The sequence below is a fragment of the Xanthobacteraceae bacterium genome (assembly GCA_019454205.1).
Taxonomy (GTDB): Bacteria; Pseudomonadota; Alphaproteobacteria; order Rhizobiales; family Xanthobacteraceae.
Genome location: CP075369.1, coordinates 1,371,683 through 1,396,524 on the forward strand (window position 1 = coordinate 1,371,683; position 24,842 = coordinate 1,396,524).

A 24,842-nucleotide genomic window follows, 5' to 3' on the forward strand; every position below is an offset into this window, starting at 1 on the left:
GCAGCCGTCAGCGAATGGAAAGCCTCTGTCCGTCGAATACGGTGGGCACGCAGGGTACGTTGCTGATCTGCAATCGCGCACAGACGCGCGCGGCATCGGCGGCATTCGCAATCGGCCCGGCGACGAGCCGTAACTCGACCGTCCCCTGTTTCGTGCCTTCCTTGACCTGGATCAGCGGCCGCAGGTTCTCGACAATCGCACCGTGATTGTCGCGCAAGCTGGTCCAGCGACGGCGCAACGCGGCGACGTTGCGGTCGCCGCCGAGATCGACGGCGAACTCGGTCTTGATGGTGTTGGTGACTTCCGGCGCAGGCTGCTGCGGCTGCTGTTGTTGTGGGGGCACGGGTTGCTGCGGCGGAGGCGCGAACACCTGCGGCGCAGGGTTCTGCGGATCTGTCTGGAACTGGTTGTTCCCGTTCTGCTGCGGCCGGGGCTGCGGGTTGGGCGGCGTCACCACTTCCAGCGGCGGAGCAGTGGGGGGTGCAGGCGGCACGTCCTCCTTCATCGCCGGCAGCTTTTTCTTCTGCGGGATGGAGGCGGTGATGTCGGTGACCGAGCGCTCAAGCTCGTCGAGCCGGTTGGCGAGGCGGTCGCGCTCGGCGGCCAGCACGCGGACCGCTTCGTTGAGGCGATTGATTTCGCGTTCGGGGTTCGGATTGACTACGACCTGCGGCTGGGGCGGCGGGGCCTGAACCTGCGCGATGGGAGCCTTGCCGTCGCGCCAGACGAAAACGCCTCCCGCCGCGACAAGGGCAATGGCCGCGAACAGCCCCCACGCCGCATAGGCCCGCAGCGGCGTCGCGGGAGGCGCCTTGCGCGGACCGTCCTTGCGGGGGTCGATTTTGGGTGTCGCCATGAATGCCCGATGCCGCCGAATCGTTTGGCGGAATCTACCAGAGTCGGGCGTTAACCCCTGCGCGCTTCCTCCTGCCGCCCGGTTCGGCTACACCGCCCGCCAATCCTCCACAGAAGCAGCCCGGAACGCGATTTGGCCACCGATTTCTCAGTCCTCGTACTCGCCGCCGGCGAAGGCACACGGATGCGTTCCACACTCCCGAAAGTGCTGCACCGGGTGGGCGGGACCACGCTGATCGGGCGCGTCTTGCAGGCTGCCTCCCGCAGCGGCGCGGGAAGGCTCGATGCGGTGATCGGCCCGGACCGTGAAGACGTCGCGGCCGAGGTCCGCCGTCATGCGAAAGATGCGGGTATCTTCGTCCAGCGCGAACGCCTCGGCACGGCCCACGCCGTGCTCGCTGCGCGCGAAGCGCTGCGCGGGCAAAACGTGGTGATCGCCTTCGGCGATACGCCGCTGCTGCGCGCCGAAACCTTCTCCGCGCTGGCGGATGCGTTGCAGGATGCCGCGGTCGCGGTGCTCGGTTTTCGTCCCGCCGATCCGCACGGCTATGGCCGGCTGGTAATCGACGGAAACGGCCTCGCTAAGATCGTCGAGGAAAAGGAAGCAAGCGAAGCGGAGAAGAAGATCACGCTCTGCAACGCGGGCATCATGGCGCTACAGGGCAAGCACGCGCTTGCGTTATTGGACGCCATCACGAACGAGAATGCGAAAAAGGAATTCTACCTGACCGATGCGGTCGCGATCGCGCGCGCACACGGCCTGAACGTCACCGTGCGCGAAGCGCCGGAGGAGGAAGTCATGGGCATCAACGACAAGTCGCAGCTTGCGGAAGCGGAAGGCCAGTTGCAAAAGCGGCTGCGCAAGGCCGCGCTCGAAGCGGGCGTGACCATGATCGCGCCGGAGACGGTGTTCCTCTCTGCCGATACGAAATTCGGAAAAGACGTCACCATCGAGCCGAACGTATTTTTCGGCGCGGGCGTCACCGTGAAGGATGGCGCGACGGTGCGCGCCTTCTCGCACGTCGAAGGCGCGGAGATCGGCGAAGGCGCGGTGGTGGGTCCGTTTGCGCGGCTGCGTCCTGGCACGAAGCTCGGTGCGAAAACCAGGATCGGCAATTTTGTCGAAGTGAAAGCGGCGAGCTTCGGCGACGGCGCGAAGGCGAACCATCTTTCCTATGTCGGCGACGCCGAAGTCGGCGCGGAAGCGAACATCGGCGCCGGCACCATCACCTGTAACTACGATGGCTTTGACAAGCATAAAACCGTCATCGGCAAGGGCGCGTTTATTGGTTCGGATACCGCGCTGGTCGCGCCGGTGACGATCGGCGAGGGTGCCTATGTCGGCACCGGCTCGGTGATTACCGAAGACGTCCCCGCGGGCGCGCTGGCGGTTGCGCGCGGACGGCAAGCGAACAAGCCGGATTGGGCCACGGTAACGCGCAAAGCCCGCGGGAAAGCCAAGAAATAGGCTTAACGCTTCGTAGCAACCGGGCGAAACCGGATGTGATTTCGTTGCGCCTTTGAACGCGATTTAAACCGGATGCGGGTAGATTCCCGCGAAAGATACGGGTGGATTGATCGTATGTGCGGCATTGTCGGTATTCTCGGAACCACGCCGGTCGCGCCGCAACTCGTCGGCGCGCTGAAGCGGCTCGAATATCGCGGATATGATTCCGCAGGCGTCGCGACGCTGGAGCATGGCGCGCTGACGCGCCGCCGCGCCAGCGGCAAGCTGAAAAATCTCGAAACGCGCCTCGACAAGGAGCCGCTCGCCGGGAAAATCGGCATCGGCCATACGCGCTGGGCGACCCACGGCGCGCCGAACGAAATCAACGCCCATCCGCACGCGACCGAGAAGCTGGCCGTCGTCCATAATGGCATCATCGAGAATTTTCGCGAGCTGCGCGACGAACTGACCGCGCGCGGCGCGAACTTCGTTACCGAAACCGACACGGAAGTGATCGCGCATCTCGTCACCGACGCGATGAAGCGCGGCTTGAGCGCTGCCGAAGCGGTGAAGGAGTCGCTCCCGAAATTGCGCGGCGCGTTTGCGCTCGCGTTCCTGTTCGACGGCGACGAAAACCTGATGATCGGCGCGCGCAAGGGCAGCCCGCTCGCGGTCGGTTACGGCAACGGCGAGATGTATCTCGGCTCCGACGCGATTGCGCTCGCGCCGCTGACCGACACCATCGCGTACCTCGAAGAAGGCGACGTGGTGGTGCTAACCCGCACCAGCGCCGAAATCCGCGACGAGCAGGGCCGCAAGGTCGAGCGTCCGGTGCAGAAAGTCGCCGCCGGTTCCTTCATCGTGGACAAGGGCAATCACCGCCACTTCATGGCGAAGGAAATCCACGAGCAGCCGGAAGTGGTCGGCCACACGCTCGCGAATTACATCGACATGGCGAAAGAGGAAGTGCGTCTTCCCGAACTGCCGTTCGATTTCAGGAAGCTGGAGCGCATCACCATCTCCGCTTGCGGCACGGCGTTCTATGCCGGGCAGGTCGCGAAATACTGGTTCGAGCGCTTCGCGCGGATCGCGGTTGATGTCGATATCGCCTCCGAGTTCCGCTATCGCGATGCGCCGCTCGCGAAGAACGGTCTTGCAATTTTCGTGTCGCAGTCCGGCGAGACCGCCGACACGCTCGCTTCGCTCCGTTTCGCGAAGGAGAACGGCCAGCACATTCTCTCGGTGGTCAATGTCTCGACTTCCACCATCGCGCGCGAAAGCGATGCGATCCTGCCCACGCTTGCAGGGCCGGAAATCGGCGTTGCTTCCACCAAGGCTTTCACCTGCCAGCTTGCCGCGCTTGCCGCGCTGGCGATTGCGGCGGGCAGGGCGCGCGGGCATCTCTCGCGGGACGACGAGCGCAAGCTGGTTCATGCGCTGATCGAAGTCCCCCGCCACATGGCGGAAGCGCTGAAACTTGAGAGCGACATCGAGCGCCTCGCCAAGGAGCTGATGAACGCGCAGGACGTGCTTTATCTTGGCCGCGGCACGAACTATCCGCTCGCCCTCGAAGGTGCGCTGAAGCTGAAAGAAATCTCCTACATCCACGCCGAAGGCTATGCCGCCGGCGAACTCAAACATGGCCCGATCGCGCTGATCGACGAGCACATGCCGGTCGTCGTCATCGCGCCGCATGACTTCGTGTTCGAGAAGACCGCTTCCAACATGCAGGAAGTGCTGGCGCGCGGCGGCAGGATCATCCTGCTGACCGACCGCAAGGGAGCAGCCGCGGCCGGCATCAATGCCGCGACGGTCCTCACGCTGCCGGACATGCCGGCGACGGTTTCCCCGCTGGTCTTCTCGATTCCGGTACAGCTACTCGCGTACCATGTCGCCGTGCTGCGCGGCACGGACGTGGACCAGCCGCGCAATCTTGCGAAATCGGTGACGGTGGAGTGACGGGTGGGCGAACCGCCCCGTTTCCGGCCTGTCAGCGCCGCTCCCGGCGATGTGAACCGTCCGCACGCGGACCCATCTTCCATTTTCCGGCAGCCCGGCTAATCTTGCCGCAATTCCAAGGGTTCCGGGGGCTGGCAATGGCAGCAATGACGTTCGGCGATGCGGTCGGCGAAGGCATCTTCAACTACTCGTATTTCGGTCAGCGGGCTGCCCGCGCCGAATACTGGTGGTGGGTTCTGTTCTCGATCATTTGCACCTTTGGCGCCATCGTCCTCGACTCGCTGATTTTCGCGGGATGGAATGGTCCTCAGTTCTGGTACGTCGTCGGCGGCCCGTTCTATATCGTCGTCGCCCTTGCGCTGTTCCTGCCGACGCTCTCCGTCACCGTCCGCCGCCTGCACGACACCAACAAGTCCGGCTGGTGGCTGCTGTTCCCCTACGGCACGATGTTCATCTTTTTCATTCTTGCATTCAATCTGATCCACCAATCGATCCTTGCGACCACCGCGACGGTCGGCGGCAGGGCGGTGAACAACGCAACTGCGTTCTCGCTTGGCGTCAGCGCCAACCTGTTTCTGGCGGTTGGCATCCTGATGTTGATTTTCTTCATCATCCTGCTGGTGTTCATGCTGCTGCCCGGCAACCCCGGCAACAACAAGTACGGTCCGAACCGTTACGCCGGCGCTGGCCCGGACCGCTACGGCGCCGTCTAGGCGTCAGCCGGCCTCCAGCAACCGAACCGCTTCCTCGCGCTCGAACAGATAGAGCAGCGTCCGCAACGCTTCCCCGCGAGTGCCGGTCAGCGACGGATCTCGCGACACGATCAGCGCGGCTTCCCTGCGCGCGGTTTCGATCAGGTCGCGATGTAATTCGGGCAGTGCGATCTTGAAGCCCGGCAAACCGCTCTGGCGCGTGCCCAGCACTTCGCCTTCGCCGCGCAACGCAAGGTCTTCCTCCGCGATGCGAAAACCATCCTCGGTTTCGCGAAGTATGGAGAGACGCCGCTTCGCGGTTTCGCCGAGCGGCTCCCTGAACAGAAGCAGGCAGGTCGACGGAGCGCTGCCACGCCCGACGCGCCCGCGAAGTTGATGCAGCTGCGCAAGCCCGAAGCGCTCTGCCTGCTCGATCACCATGACGGTTGCTTCCGGTACATCGACGCCAACCTCGACCACGGTGGTGGCAACCAGCACCTGCGTTTCGCCGCGCGCGAACTTCGCCATCGCTTCGTCCTTCTCCGCCGCCTTGAGGCGGCCGTGGACGAGACCTACGTTCGCGCCGAAAACGTTCTGAAGCTCCGTGAAGCGCATCTCGGCGGCGGCGAGATCGCTGTCTTCCGATTCTTCCACCAGCGGGCAAATCCAGTAGACGCGCGCGCCGTTCTCGACCGCGCGTTTCACTCCGGCGACGACTTCCTCGAGCCGCTCCAGCGAAACGGTGCGGGTGTCGATGGGGAAGCGCCCCGCCGGCTTCTCGCGTAACTCCGAAATCTCCATGTCGCCGAAATAGGTGAGGACCAGCGTGCGCGGGATCGGCGTCGCGGTCATCACCAGCACGTCAGGAGCGTTGCCCTTGTCGGTTAGCGCAAGCCGCTGGTGAACGCCGAAGCGGTGCTGCTCGTCCACGACGGCAAACGCGAGGTCGTGGAAGGCAACATCCTCCTGAAAAATCGCATGGGTGCCGATCAGGAGATCGAGTTCGCCGGATGCGAGGCGCTTCAGCATTTCTTCGCGCGGCTTGCCGCGCTCGCGTCCCGTAAGCAGCGCTACGCGAATTCCCGCGGCATCCGCCAGCGGCGCGATGCGGTCGGCATGTTGCCGCGCGAGAATTTCGGTCGGTGCCATGATGGCCGCTTGCCGCCCAGCCTCGATTACATGCGCGCTTGCGAGCAACGCGACCAGCGTCTTGCCGGAGCCGACATCGCCCTGTAGCAGCCGCAGCATCCGGTGCGGTGCGCGGAGATCGGCCGCAATCTCTTCGCTGGCGCGGCGCTGCGACGGCGTGAGCGAGAACGGCAACGCCGCTTCGATCTTCGCGCGCAATTTTCCTTCCGCGAAATTCTCGCGTCCCGGCTCGCGCCGCATGTCGCTGCGCACCAGCGCGAGGGCGAGCTGTTGCGCAAGCAGTTCGTCGTAGGCAAGGCGGGCGCGGAAAACGGAAGATGGGTCCGCGTCGCCAGGTTCTTTCGGTTCATGTTGCCGCGCGAGCGCTTCCCGGAAGGAGGGAAAGCGCCTCGACGTAACGAATGCCGCGTCCTGCCACTCGGCCAGTTCAACGGTTCGCGACAGTGCGCCTCCCGCCGCGCGGCGTACGATGGTATTCGAGAGGCCCTGTGTCAGCGGATAAACCGGCTCGACGCCTGCCAGCTTTTCCAATCCCTTTTCATCGACGACGCGGTCGGGATGTGTCATCTGCCAACGGCCGTCATAAAGCGCCGCCTTGCCGGAAACGTAGCGCGTCTCGCCAACGGGCAGCAGCTTCTCGATACGCTCGCGCGGGATTCCGAAATAAACCAGTTCTAGCGTGCCGGTGTCGTCGGAAGCCTGCACGCGATGCGGCGCGCGTCCGCGCGGCGGCGCAGGCGTGTGCTTCTCGACCATTACTTTCAGCGTGACGATCTGGTCCGCCACGACATCCTTCAGCTTCGGCTGCGCGCGGCGATCGATGGCCGAAACCGGAAGATGAAACAGCGCGTCGATCACTCGCGGCTCGTCGCGGCCGAATAGCCGCCCGAACAGCGCCGCGAATTTCGGTCCGATACCGGGGAGCGCGCCGAGCGGCGCGAAAAGAGCGTTCAGAACGGCCGGGCGCATGGCGGCAAATTGGCCGAACGTCTCGCGCGGCGCAACCATGCGCAGGAGGGCCTTGTCGCCGCGTTTCCCGCGCGGCTATAGAGACCCGCCCGGCACGTCCGGGCTTTTGGCGTTGGAGCTGGCGATGCAGACGGAACCCCTGAACGAGCGGCGCAAGCGGTTGCGCTTCCGCGCCTGGCATCGCGGCACGCGCGAGATGGACCTCGTGCTCGGCCGTTTCGTCGATGCGAAGGTCGCCACGCTGAGCGATACCGAGATCGACGAACTGGAAGCGCTGATGGAAGCGCCGGACCCCGAACTCTATCTATGGATCGCGGGGACAGCGCCGGTGCCCGCGAATTTCGACAGCGGCATCTTTCGTAAGATCGTGGACTATTACCGGGACGGCCAGCCGTGAACGTACCGCAGGCGTTGCGAGGCGCCGCGCTCAGGCCCGGCGCGCCACTCACCATTGCGAACGTGCCCGACGGCGCTTCGGCGCTCGTGGTGGCCGATCTGGCGCGCGCGCATTTCGCGCGCAGCGACGCCGCGAGCAAGCATTTTATGGTCGTGTGCCGCGACGCCGAGCGCATGGCCGCGCTGGCAGGCGCGTTGCAATTCTTCGCATCCGATCTTCCGGTATGGACATTTCCCGCGTGGGACTGCCTGCCGTTCGACCGCGTTTCTCCGATCCCCGAAGTGGTCGCGCGCCGCATGACCGCGCTCGCGCGCATCGCGCATGGCGGCAGCGAGCCGGCCATCGTGCTCGCAACCGTGAATGGCGTATTGCAGCGAGTGCCGCCACGCGATTTCGTGAAAGCATCCTCGCTTCGGATGAAGCCGGGGCAGCGCGTCGATTTTAATGGCGTGGTGCAGTGGCTGGAGCAAAACGGCTTTTCGCGCGCCTCGACCGTGCGCGACGCCGCCGAATATGCGGTGCGCGGCGGCATCATCGACCTGTACGCACCGGGTGGCATCGGCGCAGTGCGGCTCGACTTCTTCGGCGAGACGCTGGAAACGATCCGCGCGTTCGACCCGGAAACACAGCGCAGCGCTTCCACGCTCGACGAACTGGAACTGCTTGCGACCAGCGAATTCCGTCTCGATCCGGAATCCATCGCGCGCTTCCGGCAAGGCTATATCGCGCAATTCGGCGGCAATACGCGCGATGACGCGCTCTACGAAGCGGTGAGCGAAGGCCGCCGCCATCCGGGCATGGAGCACTGGCTGCCGATGTTCCATGAAAAGCTGGAAACGATTTTCGATTATCTTCCCGCGACACCGGCCGTGCTCGAACCGCTGGTCGAGGAAGCCTCGCGCGAGCGCATCGATCAGATCGCGGATTATTACGCGGCCCGCAAGGAAGCGTTCGATGCGGGGCAGATGCCGCTCTACAAGCCGCTACCCGCGGAGCGGCTTTATCTCACGGGCAACGAATGGGAACTGCGCCTGAAGCAGACTTCGGTCGCGCGCATATCACCGTTCGCTGCCCCCGAAAGTGGTGGACGTGTGGTCGATCCGGCACTCCGTCAGGGGCGTAGCTTCGCGCCGGAACGCGCGGCGCCCAGCGGCAATGTTTTTGAAGCAGCTTCGGCGCATATCCGTGCGAAGCAAAGTGAAGGCAAGAAAGTTCTCGTCGCCTCATGGAGCGAAGGCTCGCGCGAGCGCCTGATGCAGGTTTTCGCCGATCACGGCCTGACCGCGACAGTGGTGGTGCAAGACTGGGGCGGCCTCACCGGACTGAAGCAGGGTACTACGGGCTTCGCGCTGCTCGGTCTTGAATCCGGTTTCGAGACCACCGACGCCGTCATCGTCAGCGAGCAGGACATTCTCGGCGAGCGCCTCGCGCGCCCGCAGCGCAAGCACAAGCGCCCGCAGGATTTCATTTCCGAACTGACCAGCCTGAACGCGGGCGACCTCGTCGTGCATGTCGATCACGGCATCGGACGCTTCGTCGGGCTGAAAACCATCGAGGCGCTCGGCGTGCCGCACGACTGCCTCGAAATCCATTACGCCGATAACAACCGCCTGTTTCTGCCCGTCGAGAACATCGAATTGCTTTCGCGTTACGGCTCCGAAGATACCGGCGTCGAACTCGACCGGCTCGGCGGCGCGGGCTGGCAGAACCGCAAGGCACGCCTCAAGCAACGCATCAAGGAAATGGCGGAAGCGCTGGTGAAGATTGCGGCTGCGCGCAGCCTGCACGACGCACCGAAGATGGGCGTGATCGAAGGTCAGTACGAGGAATTCGCCGCACGCTTTCCCTACGACGAAACCGACGACCAGCGCGCCGCCATCGACGCCACCATTCACGACCTCGGCGCGGGCCGCCCGATGGATCGCCTGATCTGCGGCGACGTGGGGTTCGGAAAAACGGAAGTTGCCTTGCGCGCGGCATTCGTCGCGGCAAGCAACGGCACGCAAGTGGCGGTGGTGGTGCCGACCACGCTGCTCGCACGCCAGCATTTCCGCACGTTCTCGGAGCGCTTCCGCGGTTTTCCGTTCAGGATCGGACAGGCAAGCCGGCTGGTTTCAGCATCGGACATTGCGGCAACGCGCGCGGGCCTTGCCGACGGCACGGTGGACATCGTGATCGGCACGCACGCGCTGCTCGCAAAGAGCGTCGAGTTCAAGAACCTCGGCCTTGTCATCGTGGACGAGGAGCAGCACTTCGGCGTTGCGCATAAAGAGCGGCTCAAGCAGTTGCGCACGGAAGTCCATGTGCTGACGCTGACCGCGACCCCGATCCCGCGCACGCTGCAACTGGCATTGACCGGCGTGCGCGAGCTTTCGCTGATCGCGTCGCCTCCGGTGGACCGCCTTGCCGTGCGGACCTTCGTATCGCCGTTCGATCCGCTGACGGTTCGCGAAGCGCTGTTGCGCGAGAAATATCGCGGCGGGCAGGCGTTCTATGTCTGCCCGCGCATCGAGGACCTCGACGGCCGCAAGCAATTCCTCGACGAGCATGTGCCGGAAATCCGCGCCGCTGTTGCACACGGCCAGATGCCGCCGTCCACGCTCGAAGGCATCATGTCGGATTTCTACGACGGAAAGTTCGACGTGCTGCTCTCGACCACCATCGTCGAATCCGGTCTCGACATACCGACCGCGAACACGCTGATCGTTCATCGCGCCGATCGCTTCGGCCTCGCGCAGCTCTACCAGTTGCGCGGCCGTGTCGGCCGCTCGAAGACGCGCGCCTATGCGCTGCTCACCATTCCCGCCGACAAGCCGGTGACCGCGCAGGCGGAGCGGCGGCTGAAAGTACTGCAATCGCTCGATCAACTCGGCGCGGGCTTCGAGCTTGCCTCGCACGATCTCGACATCCGCGGTGCTGGCAACCTGCTCGGCGAGGAACAGTCCGGCCATATCCGCGAAGTCGGTTACGAACTGTATCAGGAAATGCTCGAAGAAGCGGTGATGATGCTGAAAGCAGGCGCGGACATGCCTGCCGCCGACAAGTGGTCGCCGCAAATCAATGTCGGTACGCCCGTGATGATCCCGGAAGAATATGTTCCCGATCTCGCCGTGCGCCTCGGCCTCTATCGCCGCCTCGCCGAACTGGAAACGAACGCGGAGATCGATTCCATCGCCGCCGAAATCGTGGATCGTTTCGGCGCCATGCCGGACGAGATGAAAACGCTGCTCCAGATCGTCGAGATCAAGGCCCTGTGCCGCGCGGCCAATGTCGCGAAGATCGAAGCGGGCGCGAAGGGCGCGACCATCGCGTTCCGTGACGGGCGCTTCGACAATCCGGAAGGCCTGATCCAGTGGATCGGCAAGGAAGGACCGAACGCTCGCGTGCGCCCCGACATGACCGTGGTCGTGCTGCGCGGCTGGGACAAGTTGGACGCACGTCTGAAGGGCACGAAGAAATTGCTGGAGACGTTGGCTGCAATCGCGAAGCGCGCGAAGGCGGCGTAGTTAGCCGCCCGTCGCCGCCGCGAGCGACTGGTCGATGGCGGAAGAAATCACTTCCGCTTCCTGCGCGCCCGCGAGCGCGATCTTGCTGTTGAAGACGAAGAACGGCACGCCGCCGATACCGCTGGCAGATGCGGCCTGTGCTTGCTTGCGGACAAGTTCGCTATCCTTATCGCTCGCGAGGTCTGCGCGAAGTTTCGCGATGTCCATGCCGCCGCGCGCGCCGGCCGCCGCGAGCGTTTCCGGGTCGGCGAGGTTCGCGCCATTCACGAAGAAATCGCGAAACAGATTGTCCACGACAGCATCGGCCTTGCCTTCCACCATCGCCCATCCGATCACGCGATGCGCGTCCAGCGTATTCGGCTGTACTTCGATGTCTTCGAAGTGAAAGTCGATACCTGCTTCCGCGCCGATTCCGGTCAGCCGTTTATGCGCGGCGGTGAGTTTCTCCGTGCCGCCGAACTTCCCGGTGATGTAGTCGATGCGCGGCTTGCCTTCGCGCGGCACGGTCGGATCGAGGAAGAACGGCCGCCAGCGGATTTCGGCAGCAATGTCCTTTCGCGAAGCAAGCGTCATTTCGAGGCGGCGTTTGCCCACATAGCACCATGGACACACCACGTCGGAAACCACGTCGATGGTGATCGGTGTCGCCATGCTCATCCTGCCTTGCGTGCCTGTTCGGCCATGATGACCGAATGCGCGATGATGCGCGGCAATCCGGCCTCCAGCAACGCATCAACCGCATGGTCGGGCTGCGCCGACCAGATGACGATGCGCGTACCGAGTAATGGATCGGCGGTCTGTGCGACTTTCGCGTCCGGCACGGCCTTGAGAATTCGCCGCTCCAGATCGTTCGCGCCAAATTGCAATCCGCCGATGGAAAGCAGGCCGGGCGGCGCGACGGGGAGGAAGCCTCCGCCATCGACGGCATAGGAACTGAATCCGGTTTGCGCCAATTCGCCGGCTTTTGCGCTTGTAGCGAGTAATGCGCCGCGCACGAGGATTTCGCCGTCGCTGCTTCGCGACGTCTCGACCGTCACCGGCCCTCCTGTTGCGCCAGCGGGGACTTCACCAGCGGGTACTGCCGGAGATTGCGAAGGCAACGTGCGCCGCAACGCGAACGCCGCATGTTCGCCGAGCGCATAGAGGTCGCAAAGCCGTTCGCTGTTGATCGCGCTGAAGTCGGTATCTGCCGTGCCGCCGGTATGCACGCCGGTCGAAGATGCGAGCGGTGCGCCGAGCACGCGCGCAACGGCAGGAAGCAACCGCGCGGGTGCGAGCAGATGAACACGCTTGCCCTCGGCGAACATCGCTTCGCGCGGCATGTCTGCATGCAGTTCCAGCGTGCCGCCGGTCAGCAGCCAGGGGATGAACGCACCGGCGACGCCCGCAAGCGACGCGGGAGGCACGGCGCTGACGATGGTGTCGCCTTGCCGGATGTCCGCCGCGAGCAGCGGACTCAAGCCCGCCGCAAGCCATTGCGCATTCGTGCGCGGGAACAGGTCGACGCCGTTCGCGTTCGCGCCAAATGTCGCAATCGTGGACTGTTCTGGAGCGAGCGCAACGGCTTTAATTTCCTGCTTCGTCCTGTCGAGCGAGAGCGGAATTATTCCGTCCGGCAATCCGTCGCCGAAAGCGCAAGGAAAGCTCAGTTCGAACACTTCGCTTGCGGCGGAAGCGGCAAGCGCCGGCAATGCTTCATGCGCAAAATTCGCCGTGGTGATGAGTGCAGCCGCCTCGCAGGTCCGCAACGCGCGAACCAGATCGGACTTTCGCCACGCCACCGGCATCGGTACGGCGCAATGCCCCGCGCGCATGACCGCGAGCAGGGCGATGGCGAGTTCGGCTCCGTTCGGCAAAAGCAGTGCGATATTGCGCGGCGTGTCGAACTTGAAACCTTCGATCTGTGCCGCGACCGCGTTCACGTCGTCGTTCAGCGCGGCGTAGCTCAGCTCACGCAGTCCCACGCTGCCGTGCTCGGTAATCGCGGTCGCCTCCGGTCCGGCCTGCGCGTTGCGCTGGAATAGCGCGTCCAGCGTGATCTGCGGGGCGAATGTGCCGGCGCCACTCATCGCACGCCTGCCTTCCGCCACCACGTATCGGGCAGCACGCCGTAGAGCGAAGTAGTGTCCGGCCGTTCGATGTGCGGCCAACGCGCAATCCGCGTTTTCGGCAGGTAGTAAAGCGGCACAAAATAATTCCCGGACATCAGCACGCGGTCGAGCGCGCGCGCCGCATCGCGCAACTCTTGCGGCGTGCGTGCGCGCAATGTCGCCTCGATCATGGCATCCGCGGCCTTGCTTTTCATGCCCATGTAATTGCGCGTGCCCGGCTGGTCCGCGCTCGCGGAGCCGAAATAGAAGAACTGCTCGTTACCCGGCGAGAGCGACTGACTCCATACCGCGGGTGCCATGTCGAAATCGAATTGCGTGCGGCGCTGTTCGAACTGCGATCCGTCCACGCGCCGCACATCGGCGGTAATGCCCGCGCGCGCCAGCATGCTGGCGTAGACATTCACGAGGCGCTCGTCCTCGCGGCCCGTGACGAGAATTTCAAAACGGAACGGCGCGCCGGTAGCGCGATGAACAAGGCGGTTGTCCTTCGTGGTCCATCCTGCCTGCCGCAGTAACTGTAGCGCACGGCGCAGCCGCTGGAGGTCGCGTCCCGAACCGTCGGAAACGGGCGGCTCGTACTTTCCTTCGAGCACGTCCGGACGCAGTTCGGAGAGGAACGGCGCGAGCAGTTCGCGCTCTTTCTCGTTGGGCGGCTCGCCGCGAGCCGAGAGCTTCGAATCGTCGAAGAAGCTGCCGCTCCGCCGAAATGCGGAGTGAAACAGTTTTGCATTCACCCACTCGAAATCGAACAGTTCGATCAGCGCCTCGCGCACGCGCGCATCCACAAAGATCGCGCGGCGCGTATTGAACACGAGGGCAGGGATTGGCTTCGGGGCTTCGCTGCCGATCTCCTCGCGGATCAGACCATCGCTTTTCGCGGCGGGAAAATCGTATTCGAGCGCCCAGCGTGACGGATCGTCTTCGATCAGGAAGTCGAACTGCTTGCGGCGGAAAGCCTCCAGCCATGTCACCGCCTCGCGATAAAACTCGAAGCGAAGCTCGTCGAAATTATAATGGCCGCGGTTCGCGGGCAGGTCGCGGCCCCAGTAAGCCGCGTTGCGCCGTAACAGCACATGCTCGCCGGAACGAATCTCCTCGATCGTATAAGGCCCGCTTCCCAGCATCGGAGCGAGCGAAGGCTCGCCGAACTTCTCGGCATCGGTCGCATGCTTCGGCAGCACCGGCATCATCGCCATGATGAGCGGAAGCTCGCGGTCGCCGTCGTCGGCGAAGTCGAAGCGCACCGCGTGCGGGCCGGTCTTTTCCGCCTTCACGACTTTCGAATAATAAAGCCGGTGGTTCGGCCGTCCCTTGTCGCGCAACAGTTGCCATGAGAATAGCACGTCCTCGGCGGTAACCGGCTGTCCGTCGGAGAACCGTGCGCGTTCGTCCAGCGTGAACGCGACGAAGCGGCGCTCGTCGTCCGTCTCGATGGTTTTCGCGATCAGCGGGTAGACCGTGAACGGCTCGTCCTGACCCCTGGCCATCAATCCTTCGACCACATAGTTGCGGACCTTCTGGAACGGGTTACCGCGGATCACGAAGGGATTGATGCTGTCGAAGGTCCCGACCGCGGCGATGGTCAACCGGCCGCCCTTGGGCGCCTCCGGATTCGCATAGCGAAAATGGGTGAAGTCCGGCCCGTAGAGCGGCTCTCCGTGCATGGCGAGCGCATGCCGGGGAGCGGCAAAAGCGCCGCTGCCCGCGAAGCAGGCAAAGAGCAGCGCGGCGGCATGAACCCGGTACCGCAAATGCAACGAATGTTTATTGGCGGGATCGGGCACGGCTTGGGATGCTCTCCGATGGGCGTTCCGAATCGTCGGCAAGCGCCCGAAACCATATCATGTGACCCCGTATTTCCGGGGTGCGTGCCACTGTCTTGCCTCATTTGGCCCCGACACGGTGCGCGAACAAATCAGAACCGCCCGCCGGCATCTGCGTTTATTCGCGTTCTTCCGTCGCCGCTCGAGGCAAAGACCACAGGGGATAGTCGATGAAGTTTCGTTCGCTGACCGCGCCCGTTTGCGCGTTTCTTATCGCCGGCTTTGCCGCCGCGACGGTGCTGAGCGGCACCGTGCCCGGCTTCGCGCAGGAGAAGAAGACCGAGAAGAAGAAAGAGACCAAGCAGAAGGCCGATCCGAACCAGAAGGACGCCAAGCAGCCGCAGCAGCAGAACGTGCTCGCGACCAAGTGGACCAAGATCTGCCAGAACAACGACCAGACCAAGAAAGAGACCTGCGTCGTTACCCAGAATCTCCACGCCGAAACCGGCCAGATGCTCGCCGCAGTCACCGTGATCGAGGAGAAGGGCGCGCAGAAGCTGTTCCGCATCGCCGTGCCGCTCGGCATGCTGCTCGAGCCGGGCCTTCGCGTCGTGGTCGATCAGAACCAGCCGATCGAAGCCAAGTACGCGATCTGCGTTCCGGACGGATGCTTCGCCGACCTCCAGGTCAACGATGATTTCGTCGCCGGCCTGAAGAAGGGCAAGGCGCTGATCGTGCAGACCATCAACCACGTCGGCCGCACCGTGAACATCACCTTCCCGCTGACGGACTTCGCCAAGTCCTATGATGGCCCGCCGGTCGACCCGAAGGAAATCCAGGCGCAGCGCCAGAAGCTCGAAGAGTCGATGAACAAGGAAGCCAAGAAGCTTCTCGAGCAGAAGAAGCAGTAAGCGCTTCGCACACATGAATACGAAAACGGCGCGTCTCGGACGCGCCGTTTTTCTTTTGGCTAAAGCGTTTGCCTAGTGCGCCTTGTGGTCCCGCGAGCGGTAGTTACCGTCGGCATCGGTTGCGAAACGCTCGTTCAATTCCGGATGACGCAGCGGCTCGCCGGAAGTATCCGGCTCCAGATTCTGTTCGGAGACGTAAGCGACGTATTCCGTGTCCGAATTCTCCGCGAGCAGATGATAGAACGGCTGGTCTTTCGACGGGCGCATCGCCTCAGGGATAGACAGCCACCATTCCTCGGTGTTGTTGAACGTCGGATCGACGTCGAACACGATACCGCGGAACGGATAAAATTTGTGCCGGACGATCTGGCCGATCCGGTATTTCGCTTCACGCGGTTTCATAAAATCGGGGCTCATAGTCCGATCATAGTGCAAACCGCCTAATCGGGCCAAACTTCGGCGCCGGGTAAGGAAGCCGCGCTTTTCCGGTAACAATTGTGGGAACTCGCGTTAGCAGCGGATGCGGAGCGCCGAAGGGACAATCCGGAAGCTGGCCGGCAGCCGGCCTGGTGCTTCGCCTTCGATGTCGAGCAACACCGGATGGTTGGAAAGGCTGCGCGCCACAAGCTGCTTCGCGCGGATCACCGAGACATTCGGGTGCGAAAGGTGCGCGCCCGAATAGAGCAGGCGCATATCGAAGACCGAAAGTTTCGGATTTTGCCGGACAATGACGACGTCGAACATGCCGTCAGCCGGATCGGCCTCAGGCGCAACCATCATGCCGCCGCCGAAGTAGCGCCCGTTGCAGATTGCGACGATGCAGAACTCATCCTCGATGACATGCCCGTCGATGTCGAGCGTCGCGCGAAAACCGTCATAGCGGCGCAGCTCCCTGTAACTGTTCCAGAGAAAGGCTATCTTTCCACCAAGCAACTTGCTGAACCGCGCTTCGTTGACGGCGCGCACGACCTCTCCGGAAAATCCGAAACTTGCGACATTGTTCGACCAGCGCCTGCTCTCGGTGCCGTCGTGACGGGTAAACGTAACGACTCCGAGGTCGATGTTGCGCACCGTTCCGTTCTTCAGCCTCTCGATCGACGCGGCAACGCCGCCGGTAATTTCGAACGTGCGGCGGAAATCGCCGCCGGTTCCGTTGGTCACGGCACCGAATACGACGTTCTGCGGCGCGCTATCGCTGCCGTTGCACAGGCCGTTGATTGCCTCGTTGATCGTGCCGTCTCCACCGACCGCGATGACGAGAGTGGCACCGTTTGCCACCGCACCGCGGACCAGATGGGTAGCTTCCTGCGGTGTCTTTGTGAGCTTTGCCTCGAATGGGCCGATAGCCTCGCGCAGCGATCGTGCGATACGCGGCCATTGCTTTCCCGTGCGTCCGTTTCCGGACGCCGGGTTGACGGCGACAAAGGTATTCATCCGGCGGCTGTTTGCTCCCCGCCAGAAGTCTAGCAGAACCTCTAGAGCGCGTAGAGACTGGCGCGCGAGGGATCTTTCTCGGCGACCAGTTTCGCCAGATCGACCATCACCTTGGCCTGTTTCCAGGTAGCGTCGTCGAGCATCTTGCCGTCAACGAGCGCTACACCCATGCCGTCCGGCATGGCGTCGATGGCCTTCTTCGCGAAGGCGACTTCCTGCGGGTCGGGACTGAACACCTTCTTGGCGATTTCGATCTGCGAAGGATGCAACGACCAAGCACCGAGACAACCTTGCAGGAAGGCGTTGCGGAACTGCGCTTCGCAGGCTTCGGGGTCGGCGAAGTCGCCGAACGGGCCGTAAAACGGCTTGATGCCGTTCGCCGCGCAGGCATCCACCATTTTCCCGATGGAGTAGTGCCAGAGGTCCTGCTGATGGCGAACGCGGTCGGTTTTGCCTTCCTCGGCATCCGCCACGACCTGATAGCCGGGATGACCGCCGCCGACGCGCGTGGTCTTCATGCCACGCGATGCAGCGAGGTCGGCCGGGCCGAAGCTCATGCCGTGCATGCGGGGAGACGCGCTTGCGATCTTGTCCACGTTCTTCACGCCTTCGGCAGTCTCAAGAATTGCATGAATAAGGATAGGCCTCTTCACGCCGTTCTTTGCTTCAAGTTGTGCCAGAAGTTGATCGAGATAGTGGATGTCCCACGGCCCGTCGACTTTCGGCAGCATCACCACATCGAGCTTGTTGCCGACCGCGCCGACGATCTCGACCAGATCGTCGAACGCCCATGGCGAGGCGAGGGCGTTGCAACGAATCCAGAATCCGGTCGAACCGAAATCGACCTTCCGGCCGACATTGATCACGCCCTGCCGCGCGGCATCCTTAGCGTCGGCGGGGATCGCGTCTTCCAGATTGACGAGGACGACATCCACCTGCTTCGCGAGGTCGGGGACCTTCGAGAGAACCTTTTCGTTGTGCCCCGGCACGAACTGGATCACGCGCTCCAGCCGGACCGGCAGCTCACGGAGCGGCTCCGGCGCGCCCATGGCGAGCGCCTTGTAGAAATTACGCGGCAGTTTCGAAACGCTCATTAAAGCCCCCGTTTTGCTCGCTGAATATGTAGCCGAGCGCCGCGCGCAGGGCTAGTGCGCTGCAACATGAGGTTGACCGGGCCGCACGAACCCTTGATAGAGCCGTGCCGTATTTCCGGACTTTCTCGATGGCCGACATTCTCAGCCTAGCGCTGCCGTTCTTTGGATTGATCGCCCTCGGTTTTGCGAGCGGCAAGCTGGCGCGCATTCCCGAAGACGGGATGGCCTGGCTGAATTTCCTCGTGCTCTACATGGCGCTGCCCGCGCTGTTTTTTCAGACCGTCTCACGAACACCGGTCGAAGAACTGGCCAACTGGCGTTTCGTGGCCGCCACGTCGTTCTGCACGTTGCTGGCTTTCATTCTGGCATTGCTGGTCGGGCTGTGGCTGCGCAAAGGCGACTGGCGCGAAGCCACGATTGCAGGCGTCGTCGGCGGCTATGCGAATGTCGGCTACATGGGTCCGGGCCTGACGCTGGCCGCGCTTGGCACGCAGGCGACCGTCCCGACTGCGTTGATCTTCGTATTCGACTCAACGCTGTTCTTCGCGCTGGTTCCGATCATGATGGCGGCGACCGGCAACGACAAGAAAGGCGCGCTTGGCACCACGCTGTTCATCGTCCACCGTGTCTTCACGCATCCGTTCATCATTGCAACGCTGCTCGGTGTCGTGGCTGCATGGGCGCACTGGACTGCACCGGCGGCCATCGACCGTACGCTGGAGTTTCTAAAAAACGCCGCCGCGCCCTGCGCGCTGTTTGCACTCGGCGTCACCGTCGCGCTGCGGCCGTTCACCGAAACACCGCGCGAAGTGCCGCTCCTGATCGCGATCAAGCTGCTGGTGCACCCGCTGCTGATCTGGCTGTTGCTGGCAATGCTCGGCGGCTTCAACCCGGTATGGGTCTATACGGCGGTGCTAATGGCTTCGCTGCCGCCCGCACTGAATGCCTTCGTGATGGCGCGGCAGTACAATGTCTACATCGAGCAGTCGTCGAACGCAGTGCTGATCGGAACCATCGCGTCGGTATTGACGGTTACCGCCATGCTCTATCTGATTGCGAGCAAGCAGTTGCCCATCAGTTTGTTCTGAGATTGCAATGCAAAATAAGCAGCCGCTGAGTGGCATCGTGGTCGCCGACTTCACGACGCTGCTGCCCGGACCGGTCGCGACCCTGATGCTCGCGGAAGCGGGCGCGGAAGTGATCAAGGTGGAGAAGCCCGGCGGCGAGGATATGCGTGCCTATCCGCCGCAATGGGACGGTATCTCCGCGGCGTTCGCGATGCTCAATCGCGGCAAGAAATCGCTGATCTGCGATCTGCGCAGCGAAGATGGCCGCAAGGCTGCGCGCGAACTCGCCGCGCGCGCCGACGTGCTGGTCGAGCAGTTTCGTCCGGGCGTCATGGCAAAGCATGGCCTCGGCTACGAAGACCTGCGCAAGATCAACCCGAAACTCGTTTACTGTTCGATCACCGGCTACGGGCAGACCGGCCCGCGCAGTGGCGAAGCGGGGCACGACCTCAACTACATCAGCGCAACCGGCCTGCTTTCCCTTGCGCCCGGCCCGAAGGAAACACCCGTGGTGCCGCCCGCGCTGGTCGCGGACATCGGCGGCGGCACGTTTCCGGCGGTCATCAACATTCTGCTCGCGCTGATCGCGCGCGAGAAAACCGGGCAGGGCGCGCACCTCGACATCGCAATGGCGGACGCAATGTTCACCTTCGCGTGGATGGGGCTGGCGACGTTGCACGGCACCGGCAAGGCCGCCGGTCCCGGCTCGCTCATCATCGCGGGCGGTTCGCCGCGCTACCAGATTTATCCGACGCGCGACGGCAAGTTCGTCGCCTGCGGCGCGCTGGAGCAGAAATTCTGGATGGCATTCTGCGCGGTGATCGGACTGCCGCAGGATCTCGTCAACGACTTCAAAAATCCGCAGGCAACCAAGGATGCAGTGCGTGCCATCGTCGCACGCGAGACGGCAGACTACTGGCGGCCGAAACTCGCAGCCGCGGATTGCTGCGTGACCATTGTCGCGACGCTTGAAGAGGCGCTCGCCGACGAGCACTTCGTGAAGCGCGGACTTTTCACGGAGACAGTCGCGGGCGCGACCGCGGGGAAAAGCATTCCCGCGCTGCCGGTGCCGATCGCCCCGGCGTTTCGTGCACGCGGCACGAATGCAAGCTACCCGAAGATCAAGTAATCAGACCGCGGAGAACAGCGCGACCGCGAACGGAAATTGTTCGTCGGCCCATATCTTTTCAGAGCGCCAGCCGGTTTCGCTGGCAAGCTTCGTGAGTGCATCCGGCGTGAATTTGTAGGAGTTCTCCGTGTGGATGGTTTCGCCGGGACGGAAACGGAAGCGATGGCCGTTGATGGCGACCGTCTGCGCCGCATCGCTGACCAGATGCATTTCGATGCGGCTCTCGTCGCCGTTCCAGATGGCATCGTGATGAAAGGCGCCGGCGTCGAAATCGGCACCCAGCTCGCGGTTCATGCGCGACAGCAGATTGAGGTTGAATTCGGCAGTCACGCCCGCGCCGTCATTGTAGGCCGCGCGCAATACGTCTTCGTTCTTCACGAGGTCCGCGCCGAGCAGGAACGCTGCGTCATTGCCGAGCAGCTTGCGCGCATTGCCGAGGAATTCCCGCGCGCCTTCAGGGCCGAGGTTGCCGATGGTCGAGCCGGGGAAGAAACCAGTCTTCGCGCCCTCCGAGACTTCCTTCGGCAATTTGAAGGAAGCAGTGAAGTCCGCCACCACCGGCAGCACGGTAAGATCGGGATAATCGGCGGCGAGCTTATCCGCGGTCGCGAGCAGGAATTCCTCGCTAACGTCGAGCGGAACGTAAGTTTGCAGGGAAGATAGCGCATCCAGCACGATCCGCGTCTTTCGGCTCGCGCCGCTACCGTATTCGATCATGTGCGGATGATTGCTAAGCCGCTCCGCCAATTCCGGGGCGATCCGGATCAGGAGTGCGGCTTCGGTGCGCGTCGGGTAATATTCCGGCAGGTCGCAAATCGCGTCGAACAATTCCGAGCCGCGCTCGTCGTAGAAATATTTCGGCGGAATCGATTTCTGTTCCCGCGAAAGCCCGGCAACTACATCGGCGTAGAATTCGCTTTTCGGTTTGTCGAGCATTCGCTTACTCCGCAAGATCGTGGGCGAGGCGCAGGCCAGTGAACTGCCAGCGCTGGTGCGGATAGAAGAAATTGCGATACGTCGGACGAATATGGCCTTCCGGCGTCGCGCATGAACCGCCGCGCAGCACGAACTGGTTGACCATGAACTTGCCGTTGTATTCGCCGACTGCGCCCGGCACCGTGCGAAAACCCGGATAGGGCTGGTACGGACTGGCGGTCCATTCCCATACGTCGCCGAACATCTGGTGAAGCGCGACGCCGTTCGGCTTCGCAGGTAGCGGGCGCAACTCGCCGCTGCCGACCGTGTTGCCCTTTACCGGTAATCCTGCGCTCGCGATTTCCCATTCGGATTCGAGGGGCAAGCGTTTTCCGGCCCAGCGCGCGAATGCATCCGCCTCGTAATAGCTGATGTGCGTAACGGGGGCGGCGGGATTGACCGGATGCAGACCGCCCAGCGTCATCGAATGCCACTGGCCGTCGCGTTCTTCCCAATAAAGCGGCGCGCGCCAGTTTTCTTCGCCAGCCTTGTACCAGCCGTCGGACAGCCACAACGTGACATTGCCGTAGCCACCGTCGCGCATGAACTCGAGCCATTCGCCGTTGGTCACTGCGCGGTCGGCGATGGCGAATGGTTGCAGCCATGTTTTGTGACGCGGTCCTTCGTTGTCGTAGAAGAATCCGTCGCCTTCGTAACCGACCTCGACCAGCCCGCCAGCGAACTCCACGAACTTCGCAGGCGCTGCCGTGCCCGCCGCATCCACCTTGCGTTCAATGTAAGCGGGCTTGATCGGATTGCAGGAGAGGTGGTGCAGCATGTCGGTGAGCAGCAATTCCTGATGCTGCTGCTCATGGTGGCAGCCGAGCACGATTAGCGTCTCCAGTTCGCTTTTCGTATTGCCGTCCGCGCGCGCGATCAGTTTTTCCATCGCCTGATCGACATGCCGCCGGTAGCGGCCGACTTCCTCCACCGAGGGACGGCTCAGCAGCCCGCGTTGCGGCCGCGGATGCCGCGCCCCCATCGCTTCGTAATAGGAGTTGTAGAGAAAGTTGAAGCGCTCATCGAACGGGCGATAGTCCGGCTCGAACTTCTGCAAAAGGAACGCTTCGAAGAACCAGGTCGTGTGCGCGCGATGCCATTTTACGGGACTGGCATCGGGCATGGATTGCAGGATCTGGTCTTCCGGCGAGAGCGGCGCTGCAAGTTTCTCGGTATCGCCCCTGACGCGGCGGTACTCGCCAAGAAGGTGCTGTTGCGCTGAGGCTGCCGCTGCCGTCATGCGATCTCCTTCGGGGTCCTGGAGGACTACGCCTGTATTGTTGCCGTATTCCAGCTGCGGGTGGAATCACAAATTCCGGAAGTCGCGGTCCGTCGGGTGATGAAAACCGGAGCAGCCAAACAGTATAAAACGCGCTGGCCTAGTTAGCGTTCCGCAAATGGGTACGAAAAACGCTCTCGCCAAGCCCCGCCCGCATCATCAGGCGGCGCAGGGGGCCTATCCGCGAAGCAAATTCGAGACCCAGGCCGCGGGCCATGTGAACAGGCAGAAACCCGCTCAGCAGCGAGCGGCCGAGCCATTCCACGGCTATCGCTCGTGAGCGGACATCCGTTCTGCGTGACGAGTCGAAGGCGGCCATCGCGATCTCGCTTCCCGGATCGGCGGCATTGCGGGCCGCGATTTCTGCGATGGCTACGGCATCGCGGATACCGAGGTTCAATCCCTGCGCCCCGATGGGCGGAAGCACATGCCCCGCTTCCCCAATCAAGGCGACCCGGCTGGCGGCGAAGCGCTCCGCAATCTCGACATGCAGCGGAAAAATCCCGCGCGCGCCATTCACCTTCACTTCGCCCACGATGGAAGCCGAACGGCATTCGATCTCCGCAGAAAGCTCGATGTCGTTTACAGCGCGGATACGCTCGGCTTCGTCGGGGGTGCAGACCCAGACCAGCGACGAGCGGTTGCCCGGCAAGGGAACAAGCGTGAACGGCCCGGACTCCAGATGAAACTCGGTCGAGATGTCGTGGTGCGGACGCGAATGGGAGAAGTTGAGCGCAATCGCGGATTGCGGCAGCGGCCGCTTCGTCGTGCTAATCCCGGCGGCAGCGCGAGACACCGAATTGCGTCCGTCCGCGGCGGCGACAAGGCGTACGGAAAATGCCGTGCCATCGGCAAGTGCAATCGTCACGTCGTTGTCGCGTGGGGTGATATGCGCGGCGGGCAACGTGAATGTCTTGATATGCGCTTCGTGCGCAATAGTTTCGCGCAGGGCCGCAAGCAGCACTTCGTTCTCGATATTATAACCGAACGCTTCCAGCCCAAGCTCCGCCGAGTCGAACAACACTTCCGGCGTGCGCACCAGCCGCCGCGTGCCATCGACCAGACGCAGCTTGCGTAATGGTGCGGTGTTCGCCGCTATGTTGTCCCACACGCCGAGATCGCGAAGCGTATCGACCGACGCGCCAAGCAGCGCAGTGGTGCGACGGTCTGGGTGTGGCGGGGGAGGCGCGAACAAAAGCGTTTCGAAGCCCGCGCGTGCCAGCGACAACGCAGCCACAAGGCCGGCCGGGCCGCCGCCGACTACCGCAATCTCCGCCTGCCGTTCCGCTTCACGCATGTGGCCAGTTCTATAACAGTTCCCGGCACATACCCACCATGCGAAGCGCCATGTGCGGTTTCGCCGCCGATCCGCTAGAAGGAATGATGCCGCAGAATCCTGAGGTAAGCCGGTCGTCCGCAGCGGCTGCCAGCGCCTTTCTCGTTCACATCCTGACAGCATCCGGCGCCGCGTTCGGCTTGCTTGCGCTGGTTGCCGCGGCAAGCCAGCGCTGGACCGAGATGTTTCTCTGGCTAGGGCTTGCGCTTGCGATCGACGGCATCGACGGCCCGCTCGCACGCCGCATGCGCGTAAAGGAGCGTCTGCCGCGCTGGTCCGGCGACATTCTCGATCTGGTGGTGGATTACCTGACCTATGTGCTGGTACCCGCCTATGCGCTCGTCAGCAGCGGACTGCTGACGCCGACACAATCCTATATCGCCGGCGCACTGATTACGGTGACCGGCGTGCTTTACTTCGCCGATACCCGCATGAAGACCGAGGACGCCTATTTTCGCGGGTTTCCCGCGGTCTGGAATGTCATCGTGTTCTATCTCCTGGTATTCCGGCCCGAAGGCTCGATTTCGCTGGCCATCGTCGCGCTGTTCTCCGCATTGACCTTCGTGCCGGTCCTGTTCCTGCATCCTATCCGGGTCAGACGATTACGCGCGCTGAACTTCGCGATGCTTGCGATCTGGGTCGCACTGTCGGCGGCGGTGCTGTATTTTGATCTCATGCCGCCGGTGCCGGTAGCCATCGCATTTCTGGCCACAGGGCTGTATTTTCTTCTCGCAGGATTTGCGCGGTCGCCGAAGCCATGACTTTCCCC

The 24,842-nt window shown here is 63.1% G+C and carries 20 protein-coding genes; 9 read left to right on the top strand and 11 right to left on the bottom strand.

Annotated elements, in window-relative coordinates; genetic code table 11:
- Positions 1-7: 7 nt before the first annotated feature.
- Complete coding sequence (locus KF794_06765) at positions 8-856, bottom strand: hypothetical protein (protein ID QYK46368.1); 849 nt, start codon at positions 854-856, stop codon at positions 8-10.
- A 132-nt stretch (positions 857-988) separates the two neighbouring features.
- On the opposite strand from KF794_06765, the gene glmU reads away from it, so the two are divergent.
- From glmU to KF794_06780, 3 genes are all read left to right on the top strand, one after another.
- The gene (gene glmU, locus KF794_06770; protein QYK46369.1) at positions 989-2,323 is read left to right on the top strand and encodes a bifunctional UDP-N-acetylglucosamine diphosphorylase/glucosamine-1-phosphate N-acetyltransferase GlmU; all 1,335 of its coding nucleotides are present in this window, start codon (positions 989-991) and stop codon (positions 2,321-2,323) included.
- Between the two features lie 114 nt (positions 2,324-2,437).
- On the top strand, positions 2,438-4,261 hold the full coding sequence (glmS, locus tag KF794_06775; protein QYK46370.1) for a glutamine--fructose-6-phosphate transaminase (isomerizing): 1,824 nt from the start codon (positions 2,438-2,440) through the stop codon (positions 4,259-4,261).
- A gap of 137 nt (positions 4,262-4,398) precedes the next feature.
- Positions 4,399-4,974: a DUF805 domain-containing protein gene (locus KF794_06780; protein ID QYK46371.1), complete on the top strand. Its 576-nt coding sequence runs from the start codon at positions 4,399-4,401 to the stop codon at positions 4,972-4,974.
- A gap of 3 nt (positions 4,975-4,977) precedes the next feature.
- On the opposite strand, the gene recG is transcribed toward KF794_06780, so the two are convergent.
- Complete coding sequence (gene recG / locus KF794_06785) at positions 4,978-7,071, bottom strand: ATP-dependent DNA helicase RecG (protein QYK46372.1); 2,094 nt, start codon at positions 7,069-7,071, stop codon at positions 4,978-4,980.
- A gap of 124 nt (positions 7,072-7,195) precedes the next feature.
- Here recG and KF794_06790 point away from each other — a divergent pair, with 124 nt between their 5' ends.
- Together KF794_06790 and mfd are read left to right on the top strand one after the other, a co-directional pair.
- A complete protein-coding gene (locus KF794_06790) occupies positions 7,196-7,468 on the top strand; it encodes a succinate dehydrogenase assembly factor 2 (GenBank protein ID QYK46373.1) in 273 nt (90 codons plus the stop codon).
- On the top strand, positions 7,465-10,974 hold the full coding sequence (gene mfd, locus KF794_06795; protein ID QYK46374.1) for a transcription-repair coupling factor: 3,510 nt from the start codon (positions 7,465-7,467) through the stop codon (positions 10,972-10,974). The genes KF794_06790 and mfd overlap by 4 nt, the downstream gene beginning before the upstream one ends.
- Here the strand turns inward: mfd and KF794_06800 are convergent, their stop codons facing one another.
- From KF794_06800 to KF794_06810, 3 genes are read right to left on the bottom strand one after another with little or no spacing between them, the layout of a single operon-like run.
- Complete coding sequence (locus KF794_06800) at positions 10,975-11,625, bottom strand: DsbA family oxidoreductase (protein QYK46375.1); 651 nt, start codon at positions 11,623-11,625, stop codon at positions 10,975-10,977.
- Positions 11,626-11,627: 2 nt separating this feature from the next.
- Positions 11,628-13,043 (bottom strand): acyl--CoA ligase, encoded by a 1,416-nt coding sequence (locus KF794_06805; GenBank protein ID QYK46376.1) that lies wholly within the window; start codon positions 13,041-13,043, stop codon positions 11,628-11,630.
- Positions 13,040-14,749, bottom strand: coding sequence for an ABC transporter substrate-binding protein (locus tag KF794_06810; GenBank protein ID QYK46625.1), 1,710 nt, complete (start codon positions 14,747-14,749; stop codon positions 13,040-13,042). The genes KF794_06805 and KF794_06810 overlap by 4 nt, the downstream gene beginning before the upstream one ends.
- A 329-nt stretch (positions 14,750-15,078) precedes the next feature.
- On the opposite strand from KF794_06810, the gene KF794_06815 reads away from it, so the two are divergent.
- The gene (locus KF794_06815; protein QYK46377.1) at positions 15,079-15,759 is read left to right on the top strand and encodes an invasion associated locus B family protein; all 681 of its coding nucleotides are present in this window, start codon (positions 15,079-15,081) and stop codon (positions 15,757-15,759) included.
- A 72-nt stretch (positions 15,760-15,831) separates the two neighbouring features.
- Here KF794_06815 and hspQ read toward each other — a convergent pair whose 3' ends face one another.
- The 3 genes from hspQ to KF794_06830 all read right to left on the bottom strand — a co-directional run bounded on the left by hspQ (position 15,832) and on the right by KF794_06830 (position 18,287).
- On the bottom strand, positions 15,832-16,176 hold the full coding sequence (gene hspQ, locus KF794_06820; GenBank protein ID QYK46378.1) for a heat shock protein HspQ: 345 nt from the start codon (positions 16,174-16,176) through the stop codon (positions 15,832-15,834).
- Positions 16,177-16,269: 93 nt separating this feature from the next.
- Positions 16,270-17,193, bottom strand: coding sequence for a diacylglycerol kinase family lipid kinase (locus tag KF794_06825; GenBank protein ID QYK46379.1), 924 nt, complete (start codon positions 17,191-17,193; stop codon positions 16,270-16,272).
- A 41-nt stretch (positions 17,194-17,234) separates the two neighbouring features.
- Entirely contained in the window at positions 17,235-18,287 is a 1,053-nt protein-coding gene (locus KF794_06830; GenBank protein ID QYK46380.1) for a CoA ester lyase, read from the bottom strand.
- Between the two features lie 128 nt (positions 18,288-18,415).
- On the opposite strand from KF794_06830, the gene KF794_06835 reads away from it, so the two are divergent.
- Positions 18,416-19,375, top strand: a complete 960-nt coding sequence (locus KF794_06835) for an AEC family transporter (GenBank protein QYK46381.1) — start codon at positions 18,416-18,418, stop codon at positions 19,373-19,375.
- 7 nt (positions 19,376-19,382) lie between these two features.
- Entirely contained in the window at positions 19,383-20,483 is a 1,101-nt protein-coding gene (locus KF794_06840; GenBank protein ID QYK46382.1) for a CoA transferase, read from the top strand.
- Here the strand turns inward: KF794_06840 and egtD are convergent, their stop codons facing one another.
- The 3 genes from egtD to KF794_06855 all read right to left on the bottom strand — a co-directional run bounded on the left by egtD (position 20,484) and on the right by KF794_06855 (position 24,034).
- Positions 20,484-21,419, bottom strand: coding sequence for an L-histidine N(alpha)-methyltransferase (egtD, locus tag KF794_06845; protein QYK46383.1), 936 nt, complete (start codon positions 21,417-21,419; stop codon positions 20,484-20,486). It abuts the gene before it with no gap.
- A 4-nt stretch (positions 21,420-21,423) separates the two neighbouring features.
- Positions 21,424-22,698: an ergothioneine biosynthesis protein EgtB gene (egtB, locus tag KF794_06850; GenBank protein ID QYK46384.1), complete on the bottom strand. Its 1,275-nt coding sequence runs from the start codon at positions 22,696-22,698 to the stop codon at positions 21,424-21,426.
- Positions 22,699-22,837: 139 nt separating this feature from the next.
- Positions 22,838-24,034 (bottom strand): UbiH/UbiF family hydroxylase, encoded by a 1,197-nt coding sequence (locus tag KF794_06855; protein ID QYK46385.1) that lies wholly within the window; start codon positions 24,032-24,034, stop codon positions 22,838-22,840.
- Positions 24,035-24,120: 86 nt separating this feature from the next.
- On the opposite strand from KF794_06855, the gene KF794_06860 reads away from it, so the two are divergent.
- Positions 24,121-24,834, top strand: a complete 714-nt coding sequence (locus tag KF794_06860; protein ID QYK46386.1) for a phosphatidylcholine synthase — start codon at positions 24,121-24,123, stop codon at positions 24,832-24,834.
- Positions 24,835-24,842 lie beyond the last annotated feature (8 nt).